The organism is Paramesorhizobium leguminum (assembly GCF_003217235.1).
GTDB classification, from domain to species: domain Bacteria; phylum Pseudomonadota; class Alphaproteobacteria; order Rhizobiales; family Rhizobiaceae; genus Paramesorhizobium; species Paramesorhizobium leguminum.
This window is the reverse complement of the sequence record NZ_QJTF01000008.1, coordinates 46,574-68,837: the sequence shown is the minus strand read 5'-3', so window position 1 is coordinate 68,837 and position 22,264 is coordinate 46,574. Positions and strand designations below refer to the sequence as shown.

General features: G+C 57.8%; 22 protein-coding genes. 11 read left to right on the top strand and 11 right to left on the bottom strand.

The features are described from left to right. The 3 genes from C7477_RS08695 to C7477_RS08685 all read right to left on the bottom strand — a co-directional run bounded on the left by C7477_RS08695 (position 1) and on the right by C7477_RS08685 (position 1,312). Positions 1-339, bottom strand: coding sequence for a VanZ family protein (locus tag C7477_RS08695; RefSeq protein ID WP_110751138.1), 339 nt, complete (start codon positions 337-339; stop codon positions 1-3). Between the two features lie 3 nt (positions 340-342). After that, a complete protein-coding gene (locus C7477_RS08690) occupies positions 343-693 on the bottom strand; it encodes a hypothetical protein (RefSeq protein ID WP_110751136.1) in 351 nt (116 codons plus the stop codon). 73 nt (positions 694-766) lie between these two features. After that, entirely contained in the window at positions 767-1,312 is a 546-nt protein-coding gene (locus tag C7477_RS08685) for a dual specificity protein phosphatase family protein (RefSeq protein WP_245411781.1), read from the bottom strand. A 305-nt stretch (positions 1,313-1,617) separates the two neighbouring features. Between C7477_RS08685 and mgtE the strand changes: the two genes are divergently transcribed. From mgtE to C7477_RS08665, 4 genes are all read left to right on the top strand, one after another. After that, positions 1,618-3,048, top strand: a complete 1,431-nt coding sequence (gene mgtE / locus C7477_RS08680; protein ID WP_110751132.1) for a magnesium transporter — start codon at positions 1,618-1,620, stop codon at positions 3,046-3,048. Between the two features lie 78 nt (positions 3,049-3,126). Beyond that, complete coding sequence (locus C7477_RS08675) at positions 3,127-3,513, top strand: MerR family transcriptional regulator (protein ID WP_110751130.1); 387 nt, start codon at positions 3,127-3,129, stop codon at positions 3,511-3,513. A gap of 93 nt (positions 3,514-3,606) precedes the next feature. Continuing rightward, a complete protein-coding gene (locus C7477_RS08670; protein ID WP_110751128.1) occupies positions 3,607-4,239 on the top strand; it encodes a hypothetical protein in 633 nt (210 codons plus the stop codon). A gap of 348 nt (positions 4,240-4,587) precedes the next feature. Beyond that, positions 4,588-7,680, top strand: coding sequence for an alkaline phosphatase family protein (locus C7477_RS08665; RefSeq protein ID WP_110751126.1), 3,093 nt, complete (start codon positions 4,588-4,590; stop codon positions 7,678-7,680). A gap of 1 nt (position 7,681) precedes the next feature. On the opposite strand, the gene C7477_RS08660 is transcribed toward C7477_RS08665, so the two are convergent. Continuing rightward, positions 7,682-8,668, bottom strand: coding sequence for an acetyltransferase domain-containing protein (locus C7477_RS08660; RefSeq protein WP_245411780.1), 987 nt, complete (start codon positions 8,666-8,668; stop codon positions 7,682-7,684). Positions 8,669-8,889: 221 nt separating this feature from the next. On the opposite strand from C7477_RS08660, the gene C7477_RS08655 reads away from it, so the two are divergent. Next, positions 8,890-10,290, top strand: coding sequence for an L-serine ammonia-lyase (locus tag C7477_RS08655; protein ID WP_110751326.1), 1,401 nt, complete (start codon positions 8,890-8,892; stop codon positions 10,288-10,290). A gap of 123 nt (positions 10,291-10,413) precedes the next feature. Beyond that, entirely contained in the window at positions 10,414-10,848 is a 435-nt protein-coding gene (locus tag C7477_RS08650) for a DUF1489 family protein (protein ID WP_110751121.1), read from the top strand. On the opposite strand, the gene C7477_RS08645 is transcribed toward C7477_RS08650, so the two are convergent. The 3 genes from C7477_RS08645 to C7477_RS08635 form a co-directional block, all read right to left on the bottom strand. After that, positions 10,843-11,847, bottom strand: a complete 1,005-nt coding sequence (locus tag C7477_RS08645; RefSeq protein ID WP_146226081.1) for a hypothetical protein — start codon at positions 11,845-11,847, stop codon at positions 10,843-10,845. The two genes, C7477_RS08650 and C7477_RS08645, sit on opposite strands and share 6 nt — an antisense overlap. Positions 11,848-11,965: 118 nt before the next feature. Next, positions 11,966-12,232 carry a hypothetical protein gene (locus C7477_RS08640; protein ID WP_110751117.1) on the bottom strand — a complete coding sequence of 89 codons (267 nt, stop codon included), beginning with the start codon at positions 12,230-12,232 and terminating at the stop codon, positions 11,966-11,968. An 80-nt stretch (positions 12,233-12,312) separates the two neighbouring features. Then, on the bottom strand, positions 12,313-13,713 hold the full coding sequence (locus C7477_RS08635; RefSeq protein WP_245411779.1) for a D-alanyl-D-alanine carboxypeptidase family protein: 1,401 nt from the start codon (positions 13,711-13,713) through the stop codon (positions 12,313-12,315). Between the two features lie 347 nt (positions 13,714-14,060). On the opposite strand from C7477_RS08635, the gene clpS reads away from it, so the two are divergent. Both clpS and clpA read left to right on the top strand, forming a co-directional pair. Beyond that, complete coding sequence (gene clpS, locus C7477_RS08630) at positions 14,061-14,417, top strand: ATP-dependent Clp protease adapter ClpS (protein ID WP_425373542.1); 357 nt, start codon at positions 14,061-14,063, stop codon at positions 14,415-14,417. Between the two features lie 6 nt (positions 14,418-14,423). Further along, positions 14,424-16,874 carry an ATP-dependent Clp protease ATP-binding subunit ClpA gene (clpA, locus tag C7477_RS08625; protein WP_110751113.1) on the top strand — a complete coding sequence of 817 codons (2,451 nt, stop codon included), beginning with the start codon at positions 14,424-14,426 and terminating at the stop codon, positions 16,872-16,874. A 280-nt stretch (positions 16,875-17,154) separates the two neighbouring features. Here clpA and C7477_RS08620 read toward each other — a convergent pair whose 3' ends face one another. Then, positions 17,155-17,751 (bottom strand): TetR/AcrR family transcriptional regulator, encoded by a 597-nt coding sequence (locus C7477_RS08620; RefSeq protein ID WP_245411778.1) that lies wholly within the window; start codon positions 17,749-17,751, stop codon positions 17,155-17,157. A 121-nt stretch (positions 17,752-17,872) separates the two neighbouring features. Between C7477_RS08620 and C7477_RS08615 the strand changes: the two genes are divergently transcribed. Further along, positions 17,873-18,490 carry an NAD(P)H-dependent oxidoreductase gene (locus C7477_RS08615; RefSeq protein ID WP_110751111.1) on the top strand — a complete coding sequence of 206 codons (618 nt, stop codon included), beginning with the start codon at positions 17,873-17,875 and terminating at the stop codon, positions 18,488-18,490. 33 nt (positions 18,491-18,523) lie between these two features. Here C7477_RS08615 and C7477_RS08610 read toward each other — a convergent pair whose 3' ends face one another. After that, positions 18,524-19,021, bottom strand: a complete 498-nt coding sequence (locus C7477_RS08610; RefSeq protein WP_245411777.1) for a LysE family translocator — start codon at positions 19,019-19,021, stop codon at positions 18,524-18,526. Positions 19,022-19,487: 466 nt separating this feature from the next. Here C7477_RS08610 and C7477_RS08600 point away from each other — a divergent pair, with 466 nt between their 5' ends. Next, complete coding sequence (locus C7477_RS08600) at positions 19,488-20,246, top strand: AzlC family ABC transporter permease (protein ID WP_245411776.1); 759 nt, start codon at positions 19,488-19,490, stop codon at positions 20,244-20,246. Beyond that, on the top strand, positions 20,243-20,590 hold the full coding sequence (locus tag C7477_RS08595) for an AzlD domain-containing protein (RefSeq protein WP_110751109.1): 348 nt from the start codon (positions 20,243-20,245) through the stop codon (positions 20,588-20,590). The genes C7477_RS08600 and C7477_RS08595 overlap by 4 nt, the downstream gene beginning before the upstream one ends. 44 nt (positions 20,591-20,634) lie before the next feature. Here C7477_RS08595 and C7477_RS08590 read toward each other — a convergent pair whose 3' ends face one another. Together C7477_RS08590 and C7477_RS08585 are read right to left on the bottom strand one after the other, a co-directional pair. Further along, the gene (locus C7477_RS08590) at positions 20,635-21,057 is read right to left on the bottom strand and encodes an HIT family protein (protein ID WP_110751318.1); all 423 of its coding nucleotides are present in this window, start codon (positions 21,055-21,057) and stop codon (positions 20,635-20,637) included. Next, a complete protein-coding gene (locus C7477_RS08585; protein WP_110751107.1) occupies positions 21,050-22,258 on the bottom strand; it encodes a GNAT family N-acetyltransferase in 1,209 nt (402 codons plus the stop codon). The genes C7477_RS08590 and C7477_RS08585 overlap by 8 nt, the downstream gene beginning before the upstream one ends. Between the last annotated feature and the right edge of the window lie 6 nt (positions 22,259-22,264).

Genomic DNA, 22,264 nt, shown 5'->3' with positions numbered 1-22,264 from the left:
CTACGAAGGTCGAAAGATGCGCCGCGCAACGGAGCCTACGAAAACGCCGGCAAATCCGCCCGCCGCCTTGATGAAGAAATCGGTGACTTCGCCATGGCGCTCCGGCGCAATGCGCTGCAGCAACTCGAACAGCGCGGCCGACCCCACGACGAGCGCAAGCACTGAAATCCAATGTTTCGGATAGGCGAGGACGAAGAGCGCGCCGACAATGAAGAATGCGAAAAACCGTTCCAGATCGACCGGCTCGCCTGTCACCGGGCGCAAGTTCAGCGGCCCCACCGTGACGGCAAGAATGGCGATCAATACGAGCCATGCAAGGCAGCGCAGATAGAAATTCATCAACTACTCTTCCGTTGCATCGCTGTTGGGGTCGCCGCAGGGAATATACAATATGCTGGTCAAAGCCGCCTTAAGCCCATTGCTTAAGCTGCTCTCCTCACGCGCGATCACATCGACGCCCATGCACCAGCGGACCATTTTCGGCGAATGCCCGAATTCGGCGCCCAGATAATCGGAAGCATAGGCCATGCCTTCCTCGCACCCATCTGTCTTGCAGAAGCCGCCTTCCTTGGCAAGCTCGTGCAGGGCCTTTTGCCCTTTCGCCATTGTCCATTGCTGCAAAGCCACTCCGCCGGCCAGCAGCATGGCGAGACATGCGGATCCCGCAAGGGCAATTTTCTTCGTGCGGTTCATGGAACACCCGGGAGGGAGAGGAATTTTCCGCCCTGCATATCAGGGCCACCCTGCATATCAGGGATTGGCAAAATCAGGAATTGGCTACCTCCAAAGAGGGCTCAAGGGATGCCCATGTCTTATCCATGGCATAGGCCGGAGCAAACGGCAGGGAAATATGGCCGTAGCGCAGCGAAATCTGCTGCCCGGCGGTGCTTTTCTTGGCTCTATCTACGACCGCGAGATAGAGGGCCGATGCCAGCCCGCTCCTGTCGGCCCCTGCCTTGCAATGGATGAGGATCGGCTTTTGCGCTTTTTCCAGGATGGCGATGAGCTGCGCCGCCCGGGCCTGCGTCAACTCCTCGCCGGCGGACATTCTGAAATCGATAAGGGTGATGCCGAGCTTGGCTGCTTCGTGCTCCTCGGCCCTGTACCAGCGGGAATCCGGGCTGGCGCCACGCAAATTGATGATGGTCTTGATCCCATATTCCTTGCTGTAGGCGTCGATCTCGGCCGGTGTCGGTTGCGCTGAGCGATAGGCCTCGCCGGCGGCAATAACGTGAAAATTGTCGGTCAATTGCAGGCCGGCGCAATAGAGCCCGATGGCTGCGATCGGCGCGATCGTCAAACCGGTGGTCATTCCAATCCGGCTTGTAGCCAAGACACGCAGAACGCCAATCATATCAGAACCTCGAACTATTGTTTAATAATTCTAATCTGCAACAGGAAAATGAACGCGCAAATAATGGCATTTTCGAGTTCCAGAGCATGATCCCGAAAAGTTGCAGACTTCCAGGTAAGATCATGCGGCTAAAACTCTAACGTATTCACGCGCCATAATTTTTGCCGATTGCAAAAAGGTTCCGCAAATCGATTTCGGTTTCGGCAATTATGAAGTAGGTCCACGAGTGACAAAGCGGCGACCCATTCTGACCGGAAAATCCGATGGCTGAAACCGAACCAAAAGACAGCCCAAAAGACAGCATTGAAGCGGCGGATAGCCATGAGCCCGACATCTATGGCGAGGATGGCGCGGTGCGGTCTTCCTTTCTCGCCCGCGTCGGGGCGGCCATCGCCGATCGCGACGTTCTGTTCCTGCGCGCGCATGTCGGCCATTTGCACCCATCCGAGCTTGGCCATATTCTGCAAGTGCTCCAGCCGGAGCAACGGCAGGCGCTGGTGCAGCTTCTGGGCGAAGAGTTCAATTTCGAGGCGCTCACCGAGGTAGACGAGGCCATCCGCCTCGAAATCGTCGATGCCCTGCCCAACGAGCAGATCGCCGAAGGCGTCCAGGATCTCGATTCCGACGATGCGGTCTACATTCTCGAGGATATGGACGAGGAAGACCAGGAGGAAATCCTCGCCAAGCTTCCCTTCACCGAGCGGATAAGGCTTCGCCGCGCGCTCGACTATCCCGAGGAAAGCGCCGGCCGGCGTATGCAGACGGAATTCGTCGCCGTTCCGCCTTTCTGGACCATCGGTCAGACCATCGACTACATGCGCGAGGACCACGACCTGCCGGATCGCTTTTCCCAGGTCTTCGTCATCGACCCGACCTTCCGGCTGCTTGGCGCCATCGATCTCGACCGGATCCTGCGCTCAGGCCGCGCGGTCAAGGTCGAGGACGTCATGCAGGAGACGCGCCACGCCATTCCCGCGACGATGGATCAGGAAGAGGCGGCGCAGATCTTCGAGCAATACGATCTTCTCTCCGCCGCCGTGGTCGATGAGAACGAGCGGCTTGTCGGCGTGCTTACCATCGATGACGTGGTCGATGTCATCAAGGCGGAAGCGGAAGAGGATATCCTGCGTCTGGGCGGGGTCGGCGATGAAGAACTGTCGGACTCGGTTTTTTCCATTTCCCGCTCGCGGGTGCCGTGGCTCATGGTCAATCTTCTGACCGCCTTCCTTTCTGCCTCCGTCATCGGCCTGTTCGAGGCGACCATTCAGGAGATGGTGGCGCTCGCCGTCCTGATGCCCATCGTCGCCTCCATGGGCGGCAACGCGGCCACGCAGACCATGACCGTCACCGTGCGCGCCATCGCGACGCGCGATATCGATATCTACAATGCCAGCCGTGTCATCCGGCGCGAGGCGATCATCGGGCTTGTGAATGGCATAATTTTCGCTACCGTCGTCGGCCTTGTTGCGGGCGCGTTGTTTCATAATCCGCAACTCGGCGGCATCATCGCCGCCGCGATGGTGATAAACATGCTTGCGGCGGCGCTGGGCGGAATTCTCATTCCGCTGCTTTTGCATCGCGTCGGCGCCGACCCGGCAATCGCTTCCTCCGTCTTTGTCACCACGGTGACGGACGTTACCGGGTTTATGGCTTTTCTCGGACTGGCGACCTGGTGGTTCGGCGTCCATCATTAACTGATTAAATATTGGCGCAATTGACTTTTACGTAAACCATGGACACAACAAACCATTGGATTTCAGCCGGAGTAGGCAATGCGCGAGTACTACACGATTACTGAACTCACCCGTGAGTTCGGCATTTCGACAAGAACCCTGCGCTTTTACGAGGATGAAGGGCTGATTCATCCCTTGCGGCGCGGCCGCACCCGTCTGTTTCGTCCGGCCGACCGGCATTTGCTCAAGCAGATCCTGCGCGGCAAGCGCCTGGGCTTCTCGATCGCGGAAATCCACGAAATCATCCAGATGTACCGCGAACCGCCGGGCGAGTCCGGCCAATTGCGACTCCTGATGAAGCGCGTCGAGGAAAAACGCGCCGATCTGCGCCAGAAGCGCCGCGATATCGAGGAAACGCTGGGCGAACTCGACCAGATCGAGGAGGCCTGCATCGGGCGGCTGGCGGAACTGGGTGTGAGGACGTGAAGCCCGACTTCGGCATTTTCAAAATTAATCTCATTGTTTCGGTCGATGGGGGCATTTGACCGGGCTTTTCACCTGATGCGGAGAGAGGGAACTATGCGGGGAATTATCATTGCGAGCATGGCGGTCTTGCTGACGGCCTGCGGGTCGCCCTCAATCGAGGAAAAGTCGGAGTTGAGCGCGCGGACCGAACGCGAAGCGGAAAGCTATATCAAGCAGAAGGGGGCGGCGATTGCATTCAGGGCGACTGCCGCCAAAAACTTTTGGACCAACAAGCCGCGTGAGTGCGGCAATGTTTCATTGACACGGGTCGAAGGCGACCGTCAGTTGGAAACTGTGGAGGTCCGGACCGTCAACGAAGGCTTCAGGTTGGAGGGCATGTCGGATGGTCGCGAAGAGGGCTATCGGATAAGGTTCACACCAGTCCAGCCAGGAAAATACATCGTTACCGGCCTGAACTGCAATGCGGGTGAAGTCGGCCGCGGTAATGGATACGGCATCTTTTTCGGCAAGACGGACAAGCGCCCGGTGGCAGGCGCAAACACGATCATCATCGGACCTGGAGAAATCGTTGATGCGGGTGCGCTGGATTTTATGCTGCTTCGAATGAATTACGGCATTCTGGTTTCGCATCCGGCCGCGAGCGGATATCGGGCCATGATACAGAAAAACATGCCGAACCTGTATCACCGGATTACATTCAAGACATTCACGTTCGGCGGAGTATAACGGGCAGGCTTTGCTCGCTCTCCTTCTTATAGCTGTTTAGTCCCGGCATTTGATGGAATCGCTTGGTGTCCTTTTGCGCCGTTGTCGTGAATGGATAGGTTGAGGCATGGATTCCTGTGCTTGTCACAGGAATCCATGCCTCTACGGTGAAGTTGCCGCACCCGGCAAAAAAGTATCGTTCCACCCAAAAGTGAACCGCTCAAGTATCCGGGTTACCCTGCGAGAATCGCCTTCCAAAGGCTAAATTGGCTGGACTTTTTGTTCAGTCTGTGGCAACTTTTACGTGTATTATATATAAATGCCCTTTTACAGAGAAATGATTGTCTTAAATCGATATGGAGGCCGGCGATGGGTGTCGCTTATGAATTTCTCGTCCAGTGGAGGCCATCGACGGGTGACTGGAGTCTTTATCAGTACATAGATTCGAATGACTCGCTTCATCTGGTCAAGAAAGGCCAATGGTGGAGTGTGCGGTCGGGACACCAGCTCATTCCCATCGGCAATTACGTCATCGATAGGGAACTGGCGACGAACAGGTTTCGCTTGTGGCTGGTCGACATCGCGCGGACGGACTTTCTGCCGACCCTGGTGACACAGGGGGATCTGAGCGCCGATCTGGACCCGTCGGCAGACATTATACCATTGGGCAATTATCTGTTGCTGTATTGGCCGGCCACCGGCGCCTATAAATGCCGTCGTTTCGATCCGTTCAGCAGCACATTGATGCTTCCAGCAGGAAGCCCCCAAAACATCACTGGAAATTGGCGAACGGTCATAAATTCAGACCTGGCGCCTGTCGCGGGCTATGTCGTTTGCCGTGACAGGAATAGCGGCGCGTGCCGGACCTGGATGTTCGATGGAGGAAACGCGTCGGATATTCTGCCGAACCCGCCAATTGCCGGAATGCAGTGGACGATCGATCCAGGCATGAATCTCTGCACGCTGGGCGATAAGGTGATTGCCTGGAGCAATGGATCCGCTGATATCACCGTTTATCCTGTGGATCCAACCCAACCATTCCCGCTCCAGCCGGCAAAGACGATCACGGCGTGGGAGAGCTCGTTGCCCGCAGATACGGTGGTATTCGGCCTCACGCCGCTCATCCCCTTGAACCTGCCGAGCGGAGTTCAGGGCGATGCCGACGGTCCGGGAACGATCCCCTGGATGCGGCAGAACATCAAGAAGATCGTGTATCTGATGCTGGAGAACCGGTCTTTCGATCACCTCATGGGCGATCTTTATAGTCAGGGCAGCGTCGGGCGTTTCATCGGGTCAAACGCGCCTTTCGACGGGGCGAGCAGCACGAACTGCAACACGGCTGAAAGCGGGCAGCGCTTCTATCAGTCCAAATATTCAGGGACAAACCTCAATTATCCGACCGACGACCCGGACCACTCCCATTCCGGAGTCATGCATCAACTTACCGATGACATAGCAGGTAAGTGGCCGCGTTTTTATCCTACGATATTCACCTTCGGCGATGGTGGGCAGACCTATTGCTTCGGCCAGAGCGACAGCGATAAGCGCTGGTTTATTTCGCCGGTTTCGGCATCTGTGGGCGTTGGCGACGAAACGGCAAGCGGCAATTGGAATTCCTTCTATCCGGCAATGTTCGCTTTTGTCGATGAAGGACAGACTTATTGCTTTGGGCAGACCCGCGATAATAATCATTGGTTCGTTTCGCCGATTTCGGCCAGCGGCGTGGGAGATGCTGTAGCGCAGGGCAATTGGGCCCGGTGCTACCCGACTACATTTCCTTTCGTCGATAACGGTCAAACATATTGCTTCGGCCAGAGCGATAGCGACAAGCGCTGGTATATTTCACCCATATCGGCAAACGGTGTGGGAGCCGAGACTGCAAACGGTTATTGGGCCGATTTTTATCCGACGATGTTCACCTTCGTGGACGGAGGCCAGACATACTGTTTTGGACAGAATTCCCGAACGAAATACTGGTTCGTTTCTCCGATCTCGGCAAACGGCGTAGGAGATGCCGTAGCGCAGGGTTATTGGGACGATTTTTATCCGACGATGTTCCCGTTTTCGTACGACGGCCAGACATACTGTTTCGGCCAGAGCGACAGCGACAAGCGCTGGTTTATTTGGCCGGTTTCGGCAGTTGGCGCGGGAGATGCGGTCGCCCAAGGTCATTGGTATCATTTCTATCCGGCAATGTTCCCCTTCGTGGACGCAGCGACGACTTATTGCTTCGGGCAGAGCAGCAGCACATCCTGGTTCGTCAACACGATTTCGCCGAAGGGCTGTCCGGCAAGTCCGCAAATGCAAGGGTTCGTCAACGATTATAATCTTTCCAAATCATTCGAGATTATGAACTATTACGATTCGAGCCTGCTCGATCCGCTGACCACGCTGGCAAAGCAGTTTGCGGTTTCCGATGCATGGTTCTGTTCCCTGCCTGGCCCTACCGACCCGAACCGCGCCTTCTCGCTGACGGGATCGTCCTTCGGTCTTGTGGCTAATTTCGAGTCAGGCGCAATTTATAACAATTGGCCGAATGCGCCGCGCCGGCCCTCCGTCTGGGATACGCTATGGGCGCATGGTAACAAGGACTGGAAGCTCTATGATCAATCCCTCTGGGGAAATTTCCACTATACCTATCATCTGTTTCTGGAAGGGCATATTCAGGAAGTAAATCAGTCTCCGGATACCTTCCGGGCAGACATTAGTGATTTTTATTCCGCCGCCCGCGCCGGAACGTTGCCTGCCTTCAGTTTCATTGAGCCGGCGTGGATGGGAAATTCATCCGGCGTAACGGCTAACTCGTGCCATCCGCCCTCGGAAATGGAGCCGGGGCTGCAATTGGTGGCCGACATTTATAACGCCTTGAGCCAGGGCCCCGACTTCGACCATACGCTGTTTATCATTACCTTCGACGAGCATGGCGGGATATATGATCACGTTCCGCCGCCTCCCGCCAACAATGCCTATCGTCACGATAGCAGTGAAAATTTCGATCTGCTTGGCGTACGGGTGCCGACGCTCCTTATTTCGCCCTGGATCGATCAGGCGACCGTGTTCCGTCCGACGCAATCCGGACGCCACTATGATGCAACATCGTTCCTTGCAACCTTATTGCTATGGCAAGGGATACCCGCGTCGAACTGGTGGTTGGGAAATCGCATACGAGCAGCCGCAACGTTTGAATCTGTCTTTCAGAGCACAAATATTCGAACGGACGCACCGCGCATTGTAGCAGCGCCACCCACCGATCCCAATCAGTTGGATATGCCCATGCATGATCTCAACAAGCTCATGATCGTGCGTATTGTGTATACTCTCTGTGCGGGAGTTTTGTCGCTGGAAGAGACGGAGCGGGAAGCGCGGGAAATTTGCGCCCTTGGGAGCACCAGGCTTGCTGCGCAAGCTTTGGATAAGCTCGAGGCTCGTGTGCAACGATTACATGAATCGCGGTCACAGTGAGTTAGTTTCCTCGTGCCTCGCTCTCCTTCGTACATATATCGGCAATGCCGCGAACCTCAGGGCTTTGCGTCGATATCCGGTTTTCGAACAACTCGTCGAATAGCTTCGTCTGATCGAGCTTCGCGGTGACGCAGGAGCAGAAGCGGCGGCAGAATTGCCCGTCATTGGTCGCCTGGCAGCTTTGCTCGCAGGTTTGCACGAACATGGCGTGCTGGTCGGCCATGGATGGCGGAAAAAGCTGCGCGATGAGGAAGACGCAAGAGATCAGCACCGGCTGGTGAATAAGGTAGAAGGCGAGGCCGTGCCTGCCGATGAACCTTAGCGGCCTGTCGAGCGCGGCCAGGCCGGTGCCGTTGCGCAACAATGGCATCAGCTGGAAGCGCTGGAACAGGCGCGCCAGCGCCATGCCGGCCAGCACTGCGCCGAACCAGGGGAAGAGCGGCACATAATCATTGGAGCGCGGGAACGCGGTCGAGAGCCCGACCCACCAGAGGGCAGGGCTGTTGAAGAACGCCGACTGGAAAAAGAACGGCAGGGCGATGACCGCCGCTGCGCAAATCACCAGTACCGGGATCGGTAGCCAGAGAAACAGCAGGCCCAGCACGCTCGCCAGCGCAATCTGGTGCAATATGCCGAAGAAGATGAAGCTATCGGGGATGGCGTACCAGGTGATGAGGGTGATGGCGAGCGCGGCGCCCGCAATCTCCGCAAACCGGATTGCGAATGGCCTCCAGCGGATGCCTTTGCCCTGTGCCAGCACCAGGCTGAATCCGACGAGCACGAGAAAGCTCGACGCGATCATGCGCGCGAACAGTTTCCAGCCGCCATGCCCCGTCGTGCCGGGATCGAGATAGCCGAAGAACTCGAAATCCCAGCCGGTGTGATAAATCGCCATGGCGATGAGGGCGATGCCCCGCGCGATATCGATGCGGACAAGGCGCATTCCCTTTTCGGGTGGAGAACCTGTGGCGGTCTGTTCAAGCGGCATGGGAATTCCGGCTTTTGTCGTAGGCAGCTAAGCGCAGGTCGGTAGCCGGCGCCGCATTTTGTGAAAGTTGGTCCATCGTCAGGATGCTATACTAGAGCACGTCTCCCAAAAGTGGGAACCGGTTTTGGGACAAAGACATGCTTGAAAATAAAACTCTAAAGCGCGTTGACTCTAATCGTATCCAGGCAACGCGCTTTAGAGTGCAGACGAAATGGACCGGCATGTTTCTATCTGTATTCGATATCTATAAGATTGGAATAGGGCCATCGAGTTCTCACACGATGGGGCCTATGACGGCGGCGAGCCTGTTTCTGGCCGAGTTGAAGGACGGCCACTGGCCGCGACCGGCTGGCGTCAAGGTTTTCCGGTTAAAGGCGCGGCTGCACGGATCGCTGGCCTTTACCGGTGTTGGGCACGCGACGGACCGGGCGGTAATTCTGGGTCTTTGCGGCTATTTGCCGGACCGGATTGATCCCGACCACATGGCCACGATCATCGACAAAGTGCGTGCGGAAAAGCGCATCCACCCGGAAGGCCATCCCCCCTATCGTTTCGATCCGGATAGCGATCTGGTCATGGACCGGAAGGTCGCGCTATCAGGCCATGCCAACGGCCTTGCCTTCGAAGCCTATGATGTCGATGAGCGCCTCTTGCTCCGCCGTGTCTATTATTCCATCGGCGGCGGCTTCGTTGTCAGCGAGGAGGACCTGAACAAGCAAAAGAACGGCGGCGTGGGCGCGGAAGTGGTTGATGTGCCTTATCCCTTCGCCGGCGCCACCGAAATGCTGGCTATGGCGCGGACCAGCGGCCTTTCCATCGCGGAAATGAAGCGGGCCAACGAAGAGACGCGAATGAGCCGTGCCGCGCTGAATGAAGGCTTGGACCGTATATGGGACGCGATGCGCGCCTGCATCGAGCGCGGACTTACGCAGGAAGGCATCATGCCCGGCGGTCTCAAGGTGCGCCGCCGTGCGCGTCATCTGCATGACCGGCTGGAAGAGGAATGGCGGCAGAACCGGCGCAATCCGTTGCTCGCCAATGACTGGCTCTCAGTCTACGCCATGGCGGTCAACGAGGAGAACGCAGCGGGTGGGCGCGTCGTCACCGCGCCTACCAATGGCGCGGCGGGCGTCGTGCCTGCGGTCCTGCGCTATTACACCAGGTTTCATGAGGATGCGGATGCGGCAGGCATCCATGATTTCCTGCTGACATCGGCGGCAATCGGCGGCATCATCAAGCACAACGCCTCGATTTCAGGCGCGGAGGTAGGCTGCCAGGGCGAGGTGGGGTCGGCTTCCGCCATGGCTGCGGCTGGGCTTGCCGCCGTAATGGGTGGTACGCCGGAGCAGATCGAGAACGCGGCGGAGATCGCGCTGGAGCATCATCTCGGCATGACCTGCGATCCCGTGGGCGGGCTGGTGCAGGTGCCTTGCATCGAGCGCAATGCGCTGGGCGCCGTCAAGGCTGTCACCGCCGCCTCGCTGGCGCTAAAGGGCGACGGTACCCATTTCGTGCCGCTCGACGCCTGCATCGAAACCATGCGCCAGACTGGCCGCGACATGAGCGAACGCTATAAGGAGACGAGCCAAGGCGGGTTGGCGGTCAATGTGGTCGAGTGTTGAGAAGAATAAGGGAATAGGGCAGTAGGGGAATAGGGCCGTAGCGCAATATGTTGTTTATGATGTTGTTTATGCGAACATACTCACCTATTCCCTTATTCCCGTACTCCCTTTATTGGCAGTTCCATGCCCCTTCATATCGTAAAACTCTGCGTTGGATGCGACAGCATCGAGGATCTTGCCGCCTGGATCGATTTTCGGCTGGACGAGAAGCGCGCCGCCGGAGAACTGCCGGAACAGTTTCATACCACGCGCATGGTGCCGAAGCGTATCGATGAGCTTCTCGATGGCGGCTCGCTCTATTGGGTCATCAAGGGCAACATCCAGTGCCGCCAGCGGCTCCTGGATGTGAGGCCTTTCACCGATTCCGACGGCATTCACCGCTGCCATCTGGTGCTTGAGCCGAAGCTTGTTCCCACGCAGTGGCAGCCGCGCCGGGCTTTTCAGGGCTGGCGATATTTGAAGGCGGAGGAAATCCCCGCTGACGAGGCGAGCGGGGACGGAAGAGCAGCAATGCCGGTGGAACTGCGCCACGAACTTGCGGCATTGGGGCTGTTATAAACTGCCCGTTTGCTGATAGAGCGTGACGCTATTATCGCCTTGATAAAGCGCGCAAATGACATGATCCTGCTCAATAATCGAAAGCGACGAAGCACTAGGTTGAACAGGAGGCATCTGGGGAAAAATCTGCTGATTGGAATTTGTATCGATGACTATAAATTCAGAGCCATCAGGAACACTGATATATTGAAGCCCACTGCTATTATCGATCGCTGTGCCCTCTCCGGCGCTTAGTGGCGCGTCCAGCATAATTGGCGAGCCGAAGGGTGTAGGAGGAAGCGTGGCAATGCTGAAAATAGCCACACCACGGTCATTACCTATGTCGCCCACTGGTAGATAGAGACGTGCGTGATCCTTATCCATGGCCGCGCCTAAAGCTAATCCCCCAGCACCCACTTCCTTTATGCTATTGGAATCATTCTCAATCCAATACAGTATCGGGGGGATGGCCATCGCAAAAAATATTGTGCCGTTATAATAGCAAAATTTAGTGGCCAATTTTTTTGCGTAAATACGGACTGGATAATAATTTGATTGTTTCGTGTCGAGATTATAAACCCATATCAGGCCGGAAATCTCTCCAAACGAAAAGCCGGTCACAAGCAGATTATCGAATACGGCCATTTCCGGCACGGTGAAATTATTTTGTATATCAAGGTTCACCGGACCACCATAACCGATCACATCGACGATATTGAATGCTTCCCCGTCACCGTACACCTTGATGCCGTAGCCCGATATCTCGTGATTGTTCGGCGCTCCGTAAAGACGCTGTCTTTGTGGATCATATGCGATATTCAGATTGGTCTTATAAAGCCCTGATGATGGCTCCGCCGTTGCCTGTCCATTCTTATAGGAAACCGGAACGACCTCGCTTCCAATGACGCCGGGCGGCTGTGTGATAAGTACGTAAAATTTCTGAGCTGCGTCGTTCGCAGCGACAGTGACTGCCGTATTTGTGAATTGGACCGAGCCTAATGAGTTCAAAGAGATAGCCATAAATATCATCCTCAGATCAAAATATTTGTTTAAAATGAATGAGCGTAGCGTATGCATAATCAGCATACACTACGCTAGGTAGAAATCAATAATACAATTTAAGATTGATAGCGCCCTGTCACTGGAACCTCATCCAGATCGCCTTTTTTCCACGCGCATCCGACGTATTGAGATAGACCGGGGCAAATGGCAACGATGCCCGGCGTGAGCGCGCAGCATGGCAGAGCAGGAGCGCCACGAGATCGCGGGTGGTGAGTGTCGATCCCGATCGTTTTAGATCGGCCAGGCGGACGGCGGCCTGATGCAGCGCCTGCATGTTGAGCAAGGACGCTTCCGGCCTGGCGCGTGTGGATTGTACTACCGTTGTCTTTTGCTTTTTCGACATGAGAAACCCTTCTACTAACAACTATTCCGGGTTTTGGTAAATAATGATTGGACAAAGTATCACCCAATCCAGAATTATTCTCAATTTGCTATAGTAAAGCAATTGAAATTCTTCTTTTTCAGAAGTGCACAGGCATTTAATGCTGCGGTGTTGGTTTCGAAGCCGACAAAACGGGCGCGATAGAAGGTCTTCGATTTCTTCTCGAAGGTTTCGGTGCGGGCTGTCACGCTGGCAAGGCTCTGTCCGGCTTCAGCGGCAGCCTTGGCAAGCATTGCCTGAGCCTGCTCGGAGCTTGGCAGCGAGCCGATCTGGATCGCCCAGCCGCTGTTGGCCTGAGCGTCATTGGAACGGGCTGAAGCGGTTGTGACGGGATCGACGTGAGCAGGTATTGCAGCTTTCGGCGCGCGAGCGACCGAGGCGACCGCAACAGCGGCGGCAGGCCGGGGCGCTGGGGCGGCAAGCGCGGTTATCACTTCGTCATCCGCGTCGCCTTGGCCGACCTCTTCCTCCGTTTCGACGCGCGCCATCGGCACAGGCGCATCGTTGGCTTCAGGCAGATCGACAGGCGTGACCTGAACGGGGGCCGCGATTGGCGCCGTATCCTGCGCGGCGATGAGCGGCTCGCCGCCACGGCGCGAGGCGCGCGGCAGATATTTTGCAATCAGCGAAGCCATGTGCGCATCGCGGGCGCCGCCGCTCGCGCCGCCCATGACGACTGCGACAACCTTGCGGCCGTCAAGCTTGACCGAGGAAACCAGGTTATATCCGGAATCGCGGGTATAGCCGGTCTTGATGCCGTCAACGCCCTGCACCTTTCCGAGCAGGCGGTTATGGCCCCGGATCGTGCGGCCTTTGTAATTGAAGCTCTGGGCCGAGAAATAGGCGAACTCACGCGGGAAATGCTCGCGCAGCGCGATGCCGAGGATCGCCATGTCACGGGCGCTGGAGCGCTGCGAGGCGTTGGGCAGGCCGTCGGCATTGCGGAACACGGTGTTTTTCATGCCGAGCCGGCGCGCTTTCGCGGTCATCATCTGCGCGAAGCGCTGTTCCGAGCCGCCGAGATACTCGCCAACCGCGGTCGCGGCATCGTTGGCGGAACGGGTGATAAGGCCGTAGATCGCATCCTCCGCGCGGACCGACTGGCCGGGCTTCAAGCCCAGCTTTGTCGGCGGGCGCGATGCGGCATATCGGGAGACCGGTATCGGCGTATTCTTGTTGACGCGCCCGGCCTGCATTGCCTCGAAAAGCATGTAGAGCGTCATCATCTTGGTAAGCGACGCCGGGTAGCGGCCGGCATCCGCATTGGCGGAAAACAGCGTCTCGCCCGTATTCGCATCGACGACGATGGCTGCATATTTGCCGGAGCTAGCATAGGCGGACGGAACGCTCGTGGTGGAGCAACCGGAAATGACTGTCAACGCCAGGATGGCTTGGGCCGCTTTCGTGAATACGGAGGCGGCTTGACGGAACGCTTTACGCACGATGACTACCCTGCCTGGAATGCATGTGTGGTTTGGACTTGCGTGCATTAGAAATGCCGCATGATTTCAGTCACCGTATCGGCGATAGCGTTACCAATCCGTTTATGATTACCGGCCGGTTCATTTTTCATGTGGTTTTGAGTTAATTTTGATTAATATTTCTGTCAAAATCAGCGAGAATTCGCTTAAGGCGCCGTGATTTGCGGCAACGGATTCTTTTCCGCCCGGTGTTACATTTAATTCCGTAACTGGTGTTGCAACCGTGAAATGAGGGCTTAAAATCGCTGAGCCGCACCCTACATTATGGAGCAGCGCTTGAGCCACAGGGTACTGGGTGTTTTAAGACGATGATCCGTTTCGAATTGGTCATGCAGGACGACGATACTGGGGGTAGTGGCAGCGGTCTTGGCCGTGGCACCGCCGTCATTACGCGTACGAAGCCGAAAACGAAGAAGCCGAGCCTCTATCGGGTTCTTCTCATCAATGATGACTACACGCCGATGGAATTCGTCATCCATGTGCTGGAGCGCTTTTTCCAGAAGAACAGGGAAGATGCCACCCGCATCATGCTCCATGTTCACAATCATGGCGTCGGCGAATGCGGAGTCTTTACCTATGAGGTCGCGGAGACCAAGGTAACGCAGGTTATGGATTTCGCCCGCCAACACGAGCATCCGCTGCAATGCGTGATGGAGAAAAAGTGAGGTCTCATGCCATCATTCTCCCCAAGCCTTGAAAGGGCGCTCCATCAAGCCCTGACAATCGCCAACGAGCGGCATCATGAATATGCGACGCTCGAGCATCTTCTCCTCTCCTTGATCGATGATCAGGATGCCGGCGCGGTAATGCGCGCCTGCAATGTCGATGTGGAGCATCTGCGGCGCACGGTCACCGAATATGTCGATCGCGAACTCGACAATCTTGTCACGGGCTATGACGAGGATTCGAAGCCGACGGCGGCGTTCCAGCGCGTTATCCAGCGCGCGGTGATTCACGTCCAGTCATCGAACCGCGAGGAAGTGACGGGCGCCAACGTGCTGGTGGCGATTTTCGCCGAGCGCGAGAGCCACGCGGCGTACTTCCTGCAGGAACAGCAGATGACCCGCTATGACGCGGTCAATTATATCTCGCACGGCATCTCCAAGCGGCCGGGCGCGTCGGAGACGCACAACCCGCGCGGCGCGGAAGCCAATGGCGAGGAGCACCAGGCCCCGGAGCAGGATGAAGGCGCTAAAAAGAAGCAGGACGCGCTCACCGCCTATTGCGTCAACCTCAATGACAAGGCGAGGGCAGGGCGCATCGACCCGCTGATCGGGCGCGATACGGAGATCAGCCGCACCATCCAGGTGCTCTGCCGTCGCTCCAAGAACAACCCGCTCTATGTGGGCGATCCCGGTGTCGGCAAGACCGCCATCGCGGAAGGCCTCGCCAAGCGCATTGTCGAAGGCGACGTTCCGAACGTCCTTCTGAACGCGACTATCTTCGCGCTCGACATGGGCACGCTGCTCGCCGGCACGCGCTATCGCGGCGATTTCGAGGAGCGGTTGAAGCAGATCGTCAAGGAGCTGGAAGACTATCCCGGCGCCGTCCTGTTCATCGACGAGATTCACACCGTTATCGGCGCGGGCGCGACTTCGGGCGGGGCGATGGATGCTTCCAACCTGTTGAAGCCTGCCTTGTCATCCGGCGCGATTCGCTGCATCGGCTCGACCACCTACAAGGAGTTCCGCCAGTTCTTCGAGAAGGACAGGGCGCTGGTTCGCCGCTTCCAGAAAATCGACGTCCAGGAGCCGTCGATCCCCGACGCGATCGAAATCATGAAGGGGCTGAAGCCCTATTTCGAGGATTTCCACAAGGTGAAATACACCGTGGAGGCGATCAAATCGGCGGTGGAGCTTTCGGCCCGCTATATCAACGATCGCAAGCTGCCGGACAAGGCCATCGACGTCATCGACGAGACGGGCGCGAGCCAGATGCTTCTGCCCGAGGCGAAGCGCAAGAAGACCATCGGCGTCAAGGAGATCGAGGCGACGATAGCGACCATGGCGCGCATCCCGCCGAAAACCGTCTCCAAGGATGACGAGGAGGTGCTGTCGAACCTCGATGCAGAGCTGAAACGCGTCGTCTACGGTCAGGATCTGGCCATAGAGGCGCTTTCGGCCGCGATCAAGCTCGCCCGCGCGGGCCTGCGCGAACCGGACAAGCCCATCGGTAGCTACCTGTTCTCCGGCCCGACCGGTGTCGGCAAGACGGAGGTGGCCAAGCAGCTTGCTAGCTCGCTGGGCGTGGAACTGCTGCGCTTCGACATGTCGGAATATATGGAGCGTCACACCGTTTCGCGGCTGATCGGCGCGCCTCCCGGCTATGTCGGCTTCGACCAGGGCGGTCTTCTGACCGATGGCGTCGACCAGCATCCGCATTGCGTGTTGCTGCTCGACGAGATCGAAAAGGCGCATCCGGATCTGTTCAACATCCTGTTGCAGGTTATGGACCATGGCAAACTGACGGATCACAACGGCAAGCAGATCGATTTCCGCAACGTCATCCTGATCATGACCACCAATGCGGGTGCGACGGATATGGCGAAGGCGGCCATCGGCTTCGGCTCCTCGCGGCGCGAGGGCGACGACATGGAGGCGATCAACCGGCTGTTCACGCCGGAATTCCGCAACCGTCTCGATGCGATCATTCCATTCGGGCCGCTGCCGGTTCCGGTCATTCATCAGGTGGTGCAGAAATTCGTGCTGCAGCTCGAGGCGCAACTCGCCGACCGTGGCGTGACTTTCCAGCTTACCGACGATGCCATCGCCTGGCTCGCCGACAAGGGCTATGACGAGCGCATGGGCGCGCGTCCGCTTGCCCGCGTCATTCAGGAGCACATCAAGAAGCCGCTCGCCGATGAGGTGCTGTTCGGCAAGCTCAAGAAAGGCGGCACGGTGCGCGTGACCGTTGGCGAAAAGTCGGACGGCGCCAGCACGCTGCTTCTTGAATCCATTGCGGATGAAGTGCCGGTGAAGCCACAGAAGGACATCCCGGCGGAAAAGAAGGCGGCGGCGAAGAAGCGACCGCCCGCCAAAAAGGCGGAACCGGAAAAGGTGGCCGCCGACAAGCCAGCCCCCCGCGCCAAATCATCGGTACCCAAGGTGCCGAGGAAGGGATAAGGCTCCCCGCTTTGAGACATCGAAAGCCGCCCTTTCGGGGCGGCTTTCTTTCTTTCCGTCATTCTCGGGCTTGTCCCGAGAATCTGCCATAAGAAAAAGATAAGCAATTACCGTCCTGAGAGATTAGGCCACGGTAGATTCTCGGGACAAGCCCGAGAATGACGGCCTTTGCCTCTTACCCCTGCTTCACACTCGCCAGACCAACCGCGGCGGCGAAATAGAACGAGCCGGTGAGTCGGTTTTGCATCAAGATACGGACATTGCGGCGTTCAGGATCCGGCTATGATCCGCTTCGGTTATTTTGCCGCGCCAGCATGTCAAGGATCGTGTCGCGGAGTTCGCGCTTGGCCTCCTTGGCGCTCATCTCCTCTGCGGCGGCGGCCGATGCAAGCGCCTCGGCTGCGCCCAGCATCGCCCTCAGCCCGGCGAAACTGACGTTTCCGGAAGGCGAGGCCCGTTCCAGGGCATTGCGGCACTTTGCCAGGAACGCGCTCTCGCCTTCGCGTTTGACACGCTCCAGTTCCGGCGAGCCGGACAGCGCGGCGATCACGCCCGGTATCTCGCGGCCTTGCGCCAGCACGCAATCCACATAGGCCTCGGCGAGGACTTTCGCTCGCACCGGAGCGGCTTCGGCGCTGCCGGCAATTGCCGCATCGATCAGCGCGTTCTGCCTGGCATCGAACTCCTTGTAGAGAGCGGCCAACAGGCCGTTGCGGTCCTGAAAATGATCATACACCACCGGTTTTGTCACCCCCGCCTTGATGGCGAGATGCCCGAGTGTAAGCGCCTCCGTGCCTTCCTGCTGCACGATGGACCAGGCCATCGAAATCAATTGGCGATATCGTTCATCGCGCGTGAGCCGCTGTCGCGGAGCCATCGTGCGGTCCGCCTCATTTTGTTTCATGCCGGTGCTTGACATCGCTATATACCATAAGTAACTTACCATCAGTATATAGCCATCCCGCCGGACGGGCAACAAAAAAGCAGGAGCCAGGACCATGCATGCGCTTATCGTCGTCTCGCATCCCCAGAAGCAATCCTTGACACATGCGGTAGCGGCGGAGGTCATGGCCGGCGTGACGTCCGAAGGCCTGCATACCGCAGAAATTGCCGATCTCGCGGGCGAGGGGTTCGATCCACGATTTTTCGAGATGGACGTTGCGGCATTCCTGCGCCGGACGCCGGTTCCGCCCGATGTCGCCGCCGAGCAGGCGCGGTTGGATCGGGCGGATGCCTTGGTCCTGGTCTATCCGGTCTACTGGTGGTCGTTTCCCGGCCTGCTGAAGGGCTGGATCGACAGGGTGTTCTCGAACGGATGGGCCTATGACGACTTGCCCGAAATGGGCATCGTCAAGAAGCTGGAGAGGCTGAAGGTGCATCTCGTCGCTATCGGCGGCGCTGATTTACGAACCTATGCGCGCCGTGGTTACTTTGGCGCCATGAGGACGCAGATCGAGCAGGGCATCTTCGATTATTGCGGCGCCCCGGTGGTCAAATCGGAATTGCTCCTGCCGCCTGAGAATGGCGACTGGGCGCCACGGTTGACCGAAGCGCGCACGATCGGCACCCTTGTTTTCAGGGATACCCGTTTGCGGAAAGCAGCCGACGCAGCATGAGAAACGAAGGGGGACCAAGCGGTATCATTCGTGTCACCCCCGCTTTACACTCGCCAGCCCAACCGCAGCGGCGAAATAGAACGAGCCGGTGAGGCGATTGCGCATTAGGCCGCGCGACGCCAGAAGGCCGCGCAGGCGGTCGGCCGCGAGCGCCCAGCACGAATCGAAGGTGAGGGCGATGGTGAGGAACGAAGCGGACAGAAGGAGAAGCTGCGGCACGACATCGGCGTCTGGAGAGATGAATTGCGGAAAGAATGCGCCGTAGAAAAGCAGGGTTTTTGGGTTCGAGGACGACACCAGAAAGCCGCGCCAAAAAATCGAGCGCGCCGAACGCGGTTCCGGCTTGATCTGCGTGAGATCGATGCCCGGCGCCCGCCACGTCTGAATGCCGAGATAGACAAGATAGGCCACACCGATCCAGCGCACCCATTCGAACAGCTCACCCGCCAATGCGAGCAATCCGGTCATGCCCAGAACCGTCAGCGCTAGTTGTGGAACCATGGCAGCGGTTGTGCCCAATACAGTAATCAATCCGAACCGCCGCCCATAGGCGATGGAATTGGCCGTGATCAGGGCGACCGTTTGGCCCGGGCATGAGGGCGAGCGCCACCGTGGCGGCAAGGAAGCCCAGATAAAGTTCAATAGACATATTTGTCTCCGTCCCTTTGTAAAGACCGTACGCTAGAATATTCCATTTTTAAATTGAAACGTTGGCGAGGCAGTACCCCCCTCTGCCCTGCCGGGCATCTCCCCCTCAAGGGGGGAGATTACGCCATCATGGCGCTCGCCACCAATCGCAAACGCTCCAGAATAAATGCCGCGACTGATGTCAGCCAATCTCCCCCTTGAGGGGGAGATGCCCGGCAGGGCAGAGGGGGGTATCTAGCGATTCCATTAGAACAGGAATCACGCTAGCACCGAAACGAGCAAGCAGAAACCAGCAGGCACAATCCAAGCATACTTGCCGATCATGCCACAGTGGGGTACTTGCGGGTCCATGCACGATCGCCCCCTCGAATTCTCGCCTGACAGCCACGATTTCGCGACGCATCTGCGCTGGTTCCTGCGTGGCACGGCGCGCATTGTCAGCGTGCCGGCTCTTCTGCTCATGAGTTCGTTCGTCGGCTTTGCCGGGCTCGCCATTGAGAGCGGCATGACGATGGTTCAAACCGTCTTTATGGTTTTGACGATATGGGCGCTCCCGGCCAAAGTGATGCTGATCGGCGCGGCGACGTCGGGTGCAACCTTGCCTGCGGTGGCGGCTTCGGTCGCCTTGTCCTCGGTGCGGTTGATGCCGATGGTCGTGGCGCTGTTGCCGGAGTTGAAGGGCCCGCGCACCCGGCGCATCACGCTGCTTTTCCTTTCCCATTTCGTCGCCGTGACAGCCTGGGTGATGGCAATGGAAGAACTGCGTAATATACCGCGCGACTTGCGAACCAGCTATTTCGCCGGCATCGGTTTGGTGCTGGTCGGTGCCAATGCGCTTATCGTGGTCGCGGTCTATCTGCTTTCAGCATCGTTTCCGCCGATTGTCTTTGCCGCGCTGTTCATGCTCACGCCGATGTATTTCCTGACTTCGCTCTGGCGGTCGGCGCGTGAGAAGGCGGGCCAGATCGCCATGATCGCCGGGCTTGTGCTTTTCCCGATTTTTCATGCTCTTGTGCCGGGGTCTGATCTCTTGTTGACGGGTCTGGTCGGCGGCGTCGGCGCATTCATCTTCCACCGTATCCGACGCGACCCCTTGGAGGCGAAATGACTTGGACTAGCCTGCCCGACTGGTGGTGGCCGTTCCTCTTCATATTGATTGGCGGTTGGCTCGCGACCGATGTCTGGCGCTTTCTCGGCGTTTTTGTCGGCGGTCGAATTCGTGAGGATTCGGAAGCGCTGGTGCTGGTGCGCTGCATCGCCACGGCGCTGGTGGCCGCAGTCATCGCCCAGCTGATCCTTTACCCGACCGGAACGCTGGCAAGCTCTCCGGTCTGGCTTCGCGTCGCAGCGGCGGCGATCGGTTTCACCGTTTACCTCGCTACCGGCAAGCGCATTCTTGTCGGTGTCGCAGTGGCGGAGGTGCTGCTGGTCATAGGGCTTATGGTTTTATAAAAGCCATACATATCAAATAGTTGTTCATTTATGCGGAATCACTTTCAAAGCGCCGCCTTGATCTTCTCCGCATTGCGTGCAAGCACATCAGGCTCTTCCATCTTGCCGCTATGCGGCTTCAATGCCACGCCTTCGAAGCGTGGGATTACATGGAAATGCAGGTGAAACACCGACTGGCCCGCAACGGGCTCGTTGAACTGGATCACGGTCACGCCATCGGCGGCGAAGGCCTTTTTCGCCGCGATGGCGATTTTCTGCACGGCGGCGATGAGCGGCCCCAGCGTCTCCGGCGCGGCGTCGAGCAGATTGCGCGACGGGGCTTTGGGCAGGACGAGGGTGTGGCCTTCGCCCTGCGGCATCACATCCATGAAGACGAGGACGTGATCATCCTCGTAGACGCGCGCGGATGGAATTTCTCCACGCAGGATCCGGGCGAAGATGTTGTTGTCGTCATAAGCTTCAGTCATTGCCGGAATCTCCATTTTGATCTTTCCGAAACGGCGTGTGCTCTCGCAACGCCTCGTTCAACTGTTCGATTTCGCGGCGTTCCCGTATCAGATAATCTTCTACCGCCCGGCGGAAACCTTCATGCGCGATGTAATGGGCCGAATGCGTCGTCACGGGAACATAGCCGCGTGCCAGCTTGTGTTCGCCTTGCGCGCCCGCTTCAACCACCTTCAGCCCCTTCGAGATCGCGAAGTCGATTGCCTGATGATAGCAGACCTCGAAATGCAGGAAGGGGTGATCCTCAATGCATCCCCAATGCCGCCCGAAAAGCCGGTCCGCTCCGATGAAGTTAATCGCGCCGGCGATGTAGCGGCCATCCCGCTTCGCCATGACGAGGAGGATGTCATCCGCCATCCGCTCGCCGATCAGCGAATAGAACTCGCGGTTCAAATAGGGCCGCCCCCATTTGCGGCTGCCGGTATCCATATAAAACGCGTAGAACTGATCCCAGATATTCTCGGTCAGGTCGCTGCCCGTCAGCCAGTCAATGCTGATGCTGTTCCCAAGCGCCTCGCGCCGCTCCTTGCGCAACGCCTTGCGCTTGCGTGAGGCCAGCGTTTCGAGGAATTCATCGTAACTGCCGAAGCCATCGTTGATGAAATGGAACTGCTGGTCCATGCGGTGCAGGAAGCCCGCCTCAGCCAAGGTCGGCAGTTCGTCTTCGGGCAGGAAGGTGACGTGGGCGGAGGATATCCCCTGCTGTTCCGTCAACTGGCGAAGCCCGGCGGCCAGCGCCTGCCGCACGGCTTGGGAGCGTAGTGATTTGTCGTGGAGAAGGCGTGGTCCCGTGGCTGGCGTGAAGGGCACCGCAGCCTGATATTTCGGATAATAATCGCCGCCGGCGCGCTCGAAGGCATCCGCCCAGCCGTGGTCGAAGACATATTCGCCCTGGCTGTGGCCCTTCAGATAGCAGGGAACCGCGCCAAGCAATTGCCCCGCCTCATCCTGAAGTCGCAGGTGCCGGGGCAACCAGCCATTGGCGGGCGCAACACATCCCGATTCTTCGAGCGAGGAGAGAAAGTCATATGAAATGAATGGGTTGTAATCATTAGCTTCTCTGGATGTTCCAGAGAGCCCCTCCCATTCATCGCGCGTGAAAGCTTTAAGGCCATCGCAAACGGCCAAGACAAAACCGCGCTCGCTTTGCTCCTGTCCGCTCATGCCTCA

Excerpts from the sequence above, each read along its gene's own strand:
- C7477_RS08615 (WP_110751111.1), top strand. The coding sequence starts at position 17,873 with ATGCATGCGCTTATCGTCGTCTCGCATCCCCAGAAGCAATCCTTGACA.
- C7477_RS08590 (WP_110751318.1), bottom strand. The coding sequence starts at position 21,057 with ATGACTGAAGCTTATGACGACAACAACATCTTCGCCCGGATCCTGCGT.
- C7477_RS08595 (WP_110751109.1), top strand. The coding sequence starts at position 20,243 with ATGACTTGGACTAGCCTGCCCGACTGGTGGTGGCCGTTCCTCTTCATA.
- C7477_RS08665 (WP_110751126.1), top strand. The coding sequence starts at position 4,588 with ATGGGTGTCGCTTATGAATTTCTCGTCCAGTGGAGGCCATCGACGGGT.
- C7477_RS08685 (WP_245411781.1), bottom strand. The coding sequence starts at position 1,312 with ATGACCACCGGTTTGACGATCGCGCCGATCGCAGCCATCGGGCTCTAT.
- C7477_RS08650 (WP_110751121.1), top strand. The coding sequence starts at position 10,414 with ATGCCCCTTCATATCGTAAAACTCTGCGTTGGATGCGACAGCATCGAG.
- C7477_RS08620 (WP_245411778.1), bottom strand. The coding sequence starts at position 17,751 with ATGGCTCCGCGACAGCGGCTCACGCGCGATGAACGATATCGCCAATTG.
- C7477_RS08675 (WP_110751130.1), top strand. The coding sequence starts at position 3,127 with ATGCGCGAGTACTACACGATTACTGAACTCACCCGTGAGTTCGGCATT.
- C7477_RS08690 (WP_110751136.1), bottom strand. The coding sequence starts at position 693 with ATGAACCGCACGAAGAAAATTGCCCTTGCGGGATCCGCATGTCTCGCC.
- C7477_RS08585 (WP_110751107.1), bottom strand. The coding sequence starts at position 22,258 with ATGAGCGGACAGGAGCAAAGCGAGCGCGGTTTTGTCTTGGCCGTTTGC.
- clpS (WP_425373542.1), top strand. The coding sequence starts at position 14,061 with ATGATCCGTTTCGAATTGGTCATGCAGGACGACGATACTGGGGGTAGT.
- C7477_RS08695 (WP_110751138.1), bottom strand. The coding sequence starts at position 339 with ATGAATTTCTATCTGCGCTGCCTTGCATGGCTCGTATTGATCGCCATT.
- clpA (WP_110751113.1), top strand. The coding sequence starts at position 14,424 with ATGCCATCATTCTCCCCAAGCCTTGAAAGGGCGCTCCATCAAGCCCTG.
- C7477_RS08655 (WP_110751326.1), top strand. The coding sequence starts at position 8,890 with ATGTTTCTATCTGTATTCGATATCTATAAGATTGGAATAGGGCCATCG.
- mgtE (WP_110751132.1), top strand. The coding sequence starts at position 1,618 with ATGGCTGAAACCGAACCAAAAGACAGCCCAAAAGACAGCATTGAAGCG.
- C7477_RS08640 (WP_110751117.1), bottom strand. The coding sequence starts at position 12,232 with ATGTCGAAAAAGCAAAAGACAACGGTAGTACAATCCACACGCGCCAGG.
- C7477_RS08670 (WP_110751128.1), top strand. The coding sequence starts at position 3,607 with ATGCGGGGAATTATCATTGCGAGCATGGCGGTCTTGCTGACGGCCTGC.
- C7477_RS08660 (WP_245411780.1), bottom strand. The coding sequence starts at position 8,668 with ATGCCGCTTGAACAGACCGCCACAGGTTCTCCACCCGAAAAGGGAATG.
- C7477_RS08645 (WP_146226081.1), bottom strand. The coding sequence starts at position 11,847 with ATGGCTATCTCTTTGAACTCATTAGGCTCGGTCCAATTCACAAATACG.
- C7477_RS08600 (WP_245411776.1), top strand. The coding sequence starts at position 19,488 with ATGCACGATCGCCCCCTCGAATTCTCGCCTGACAGCCACGATTTCGCG.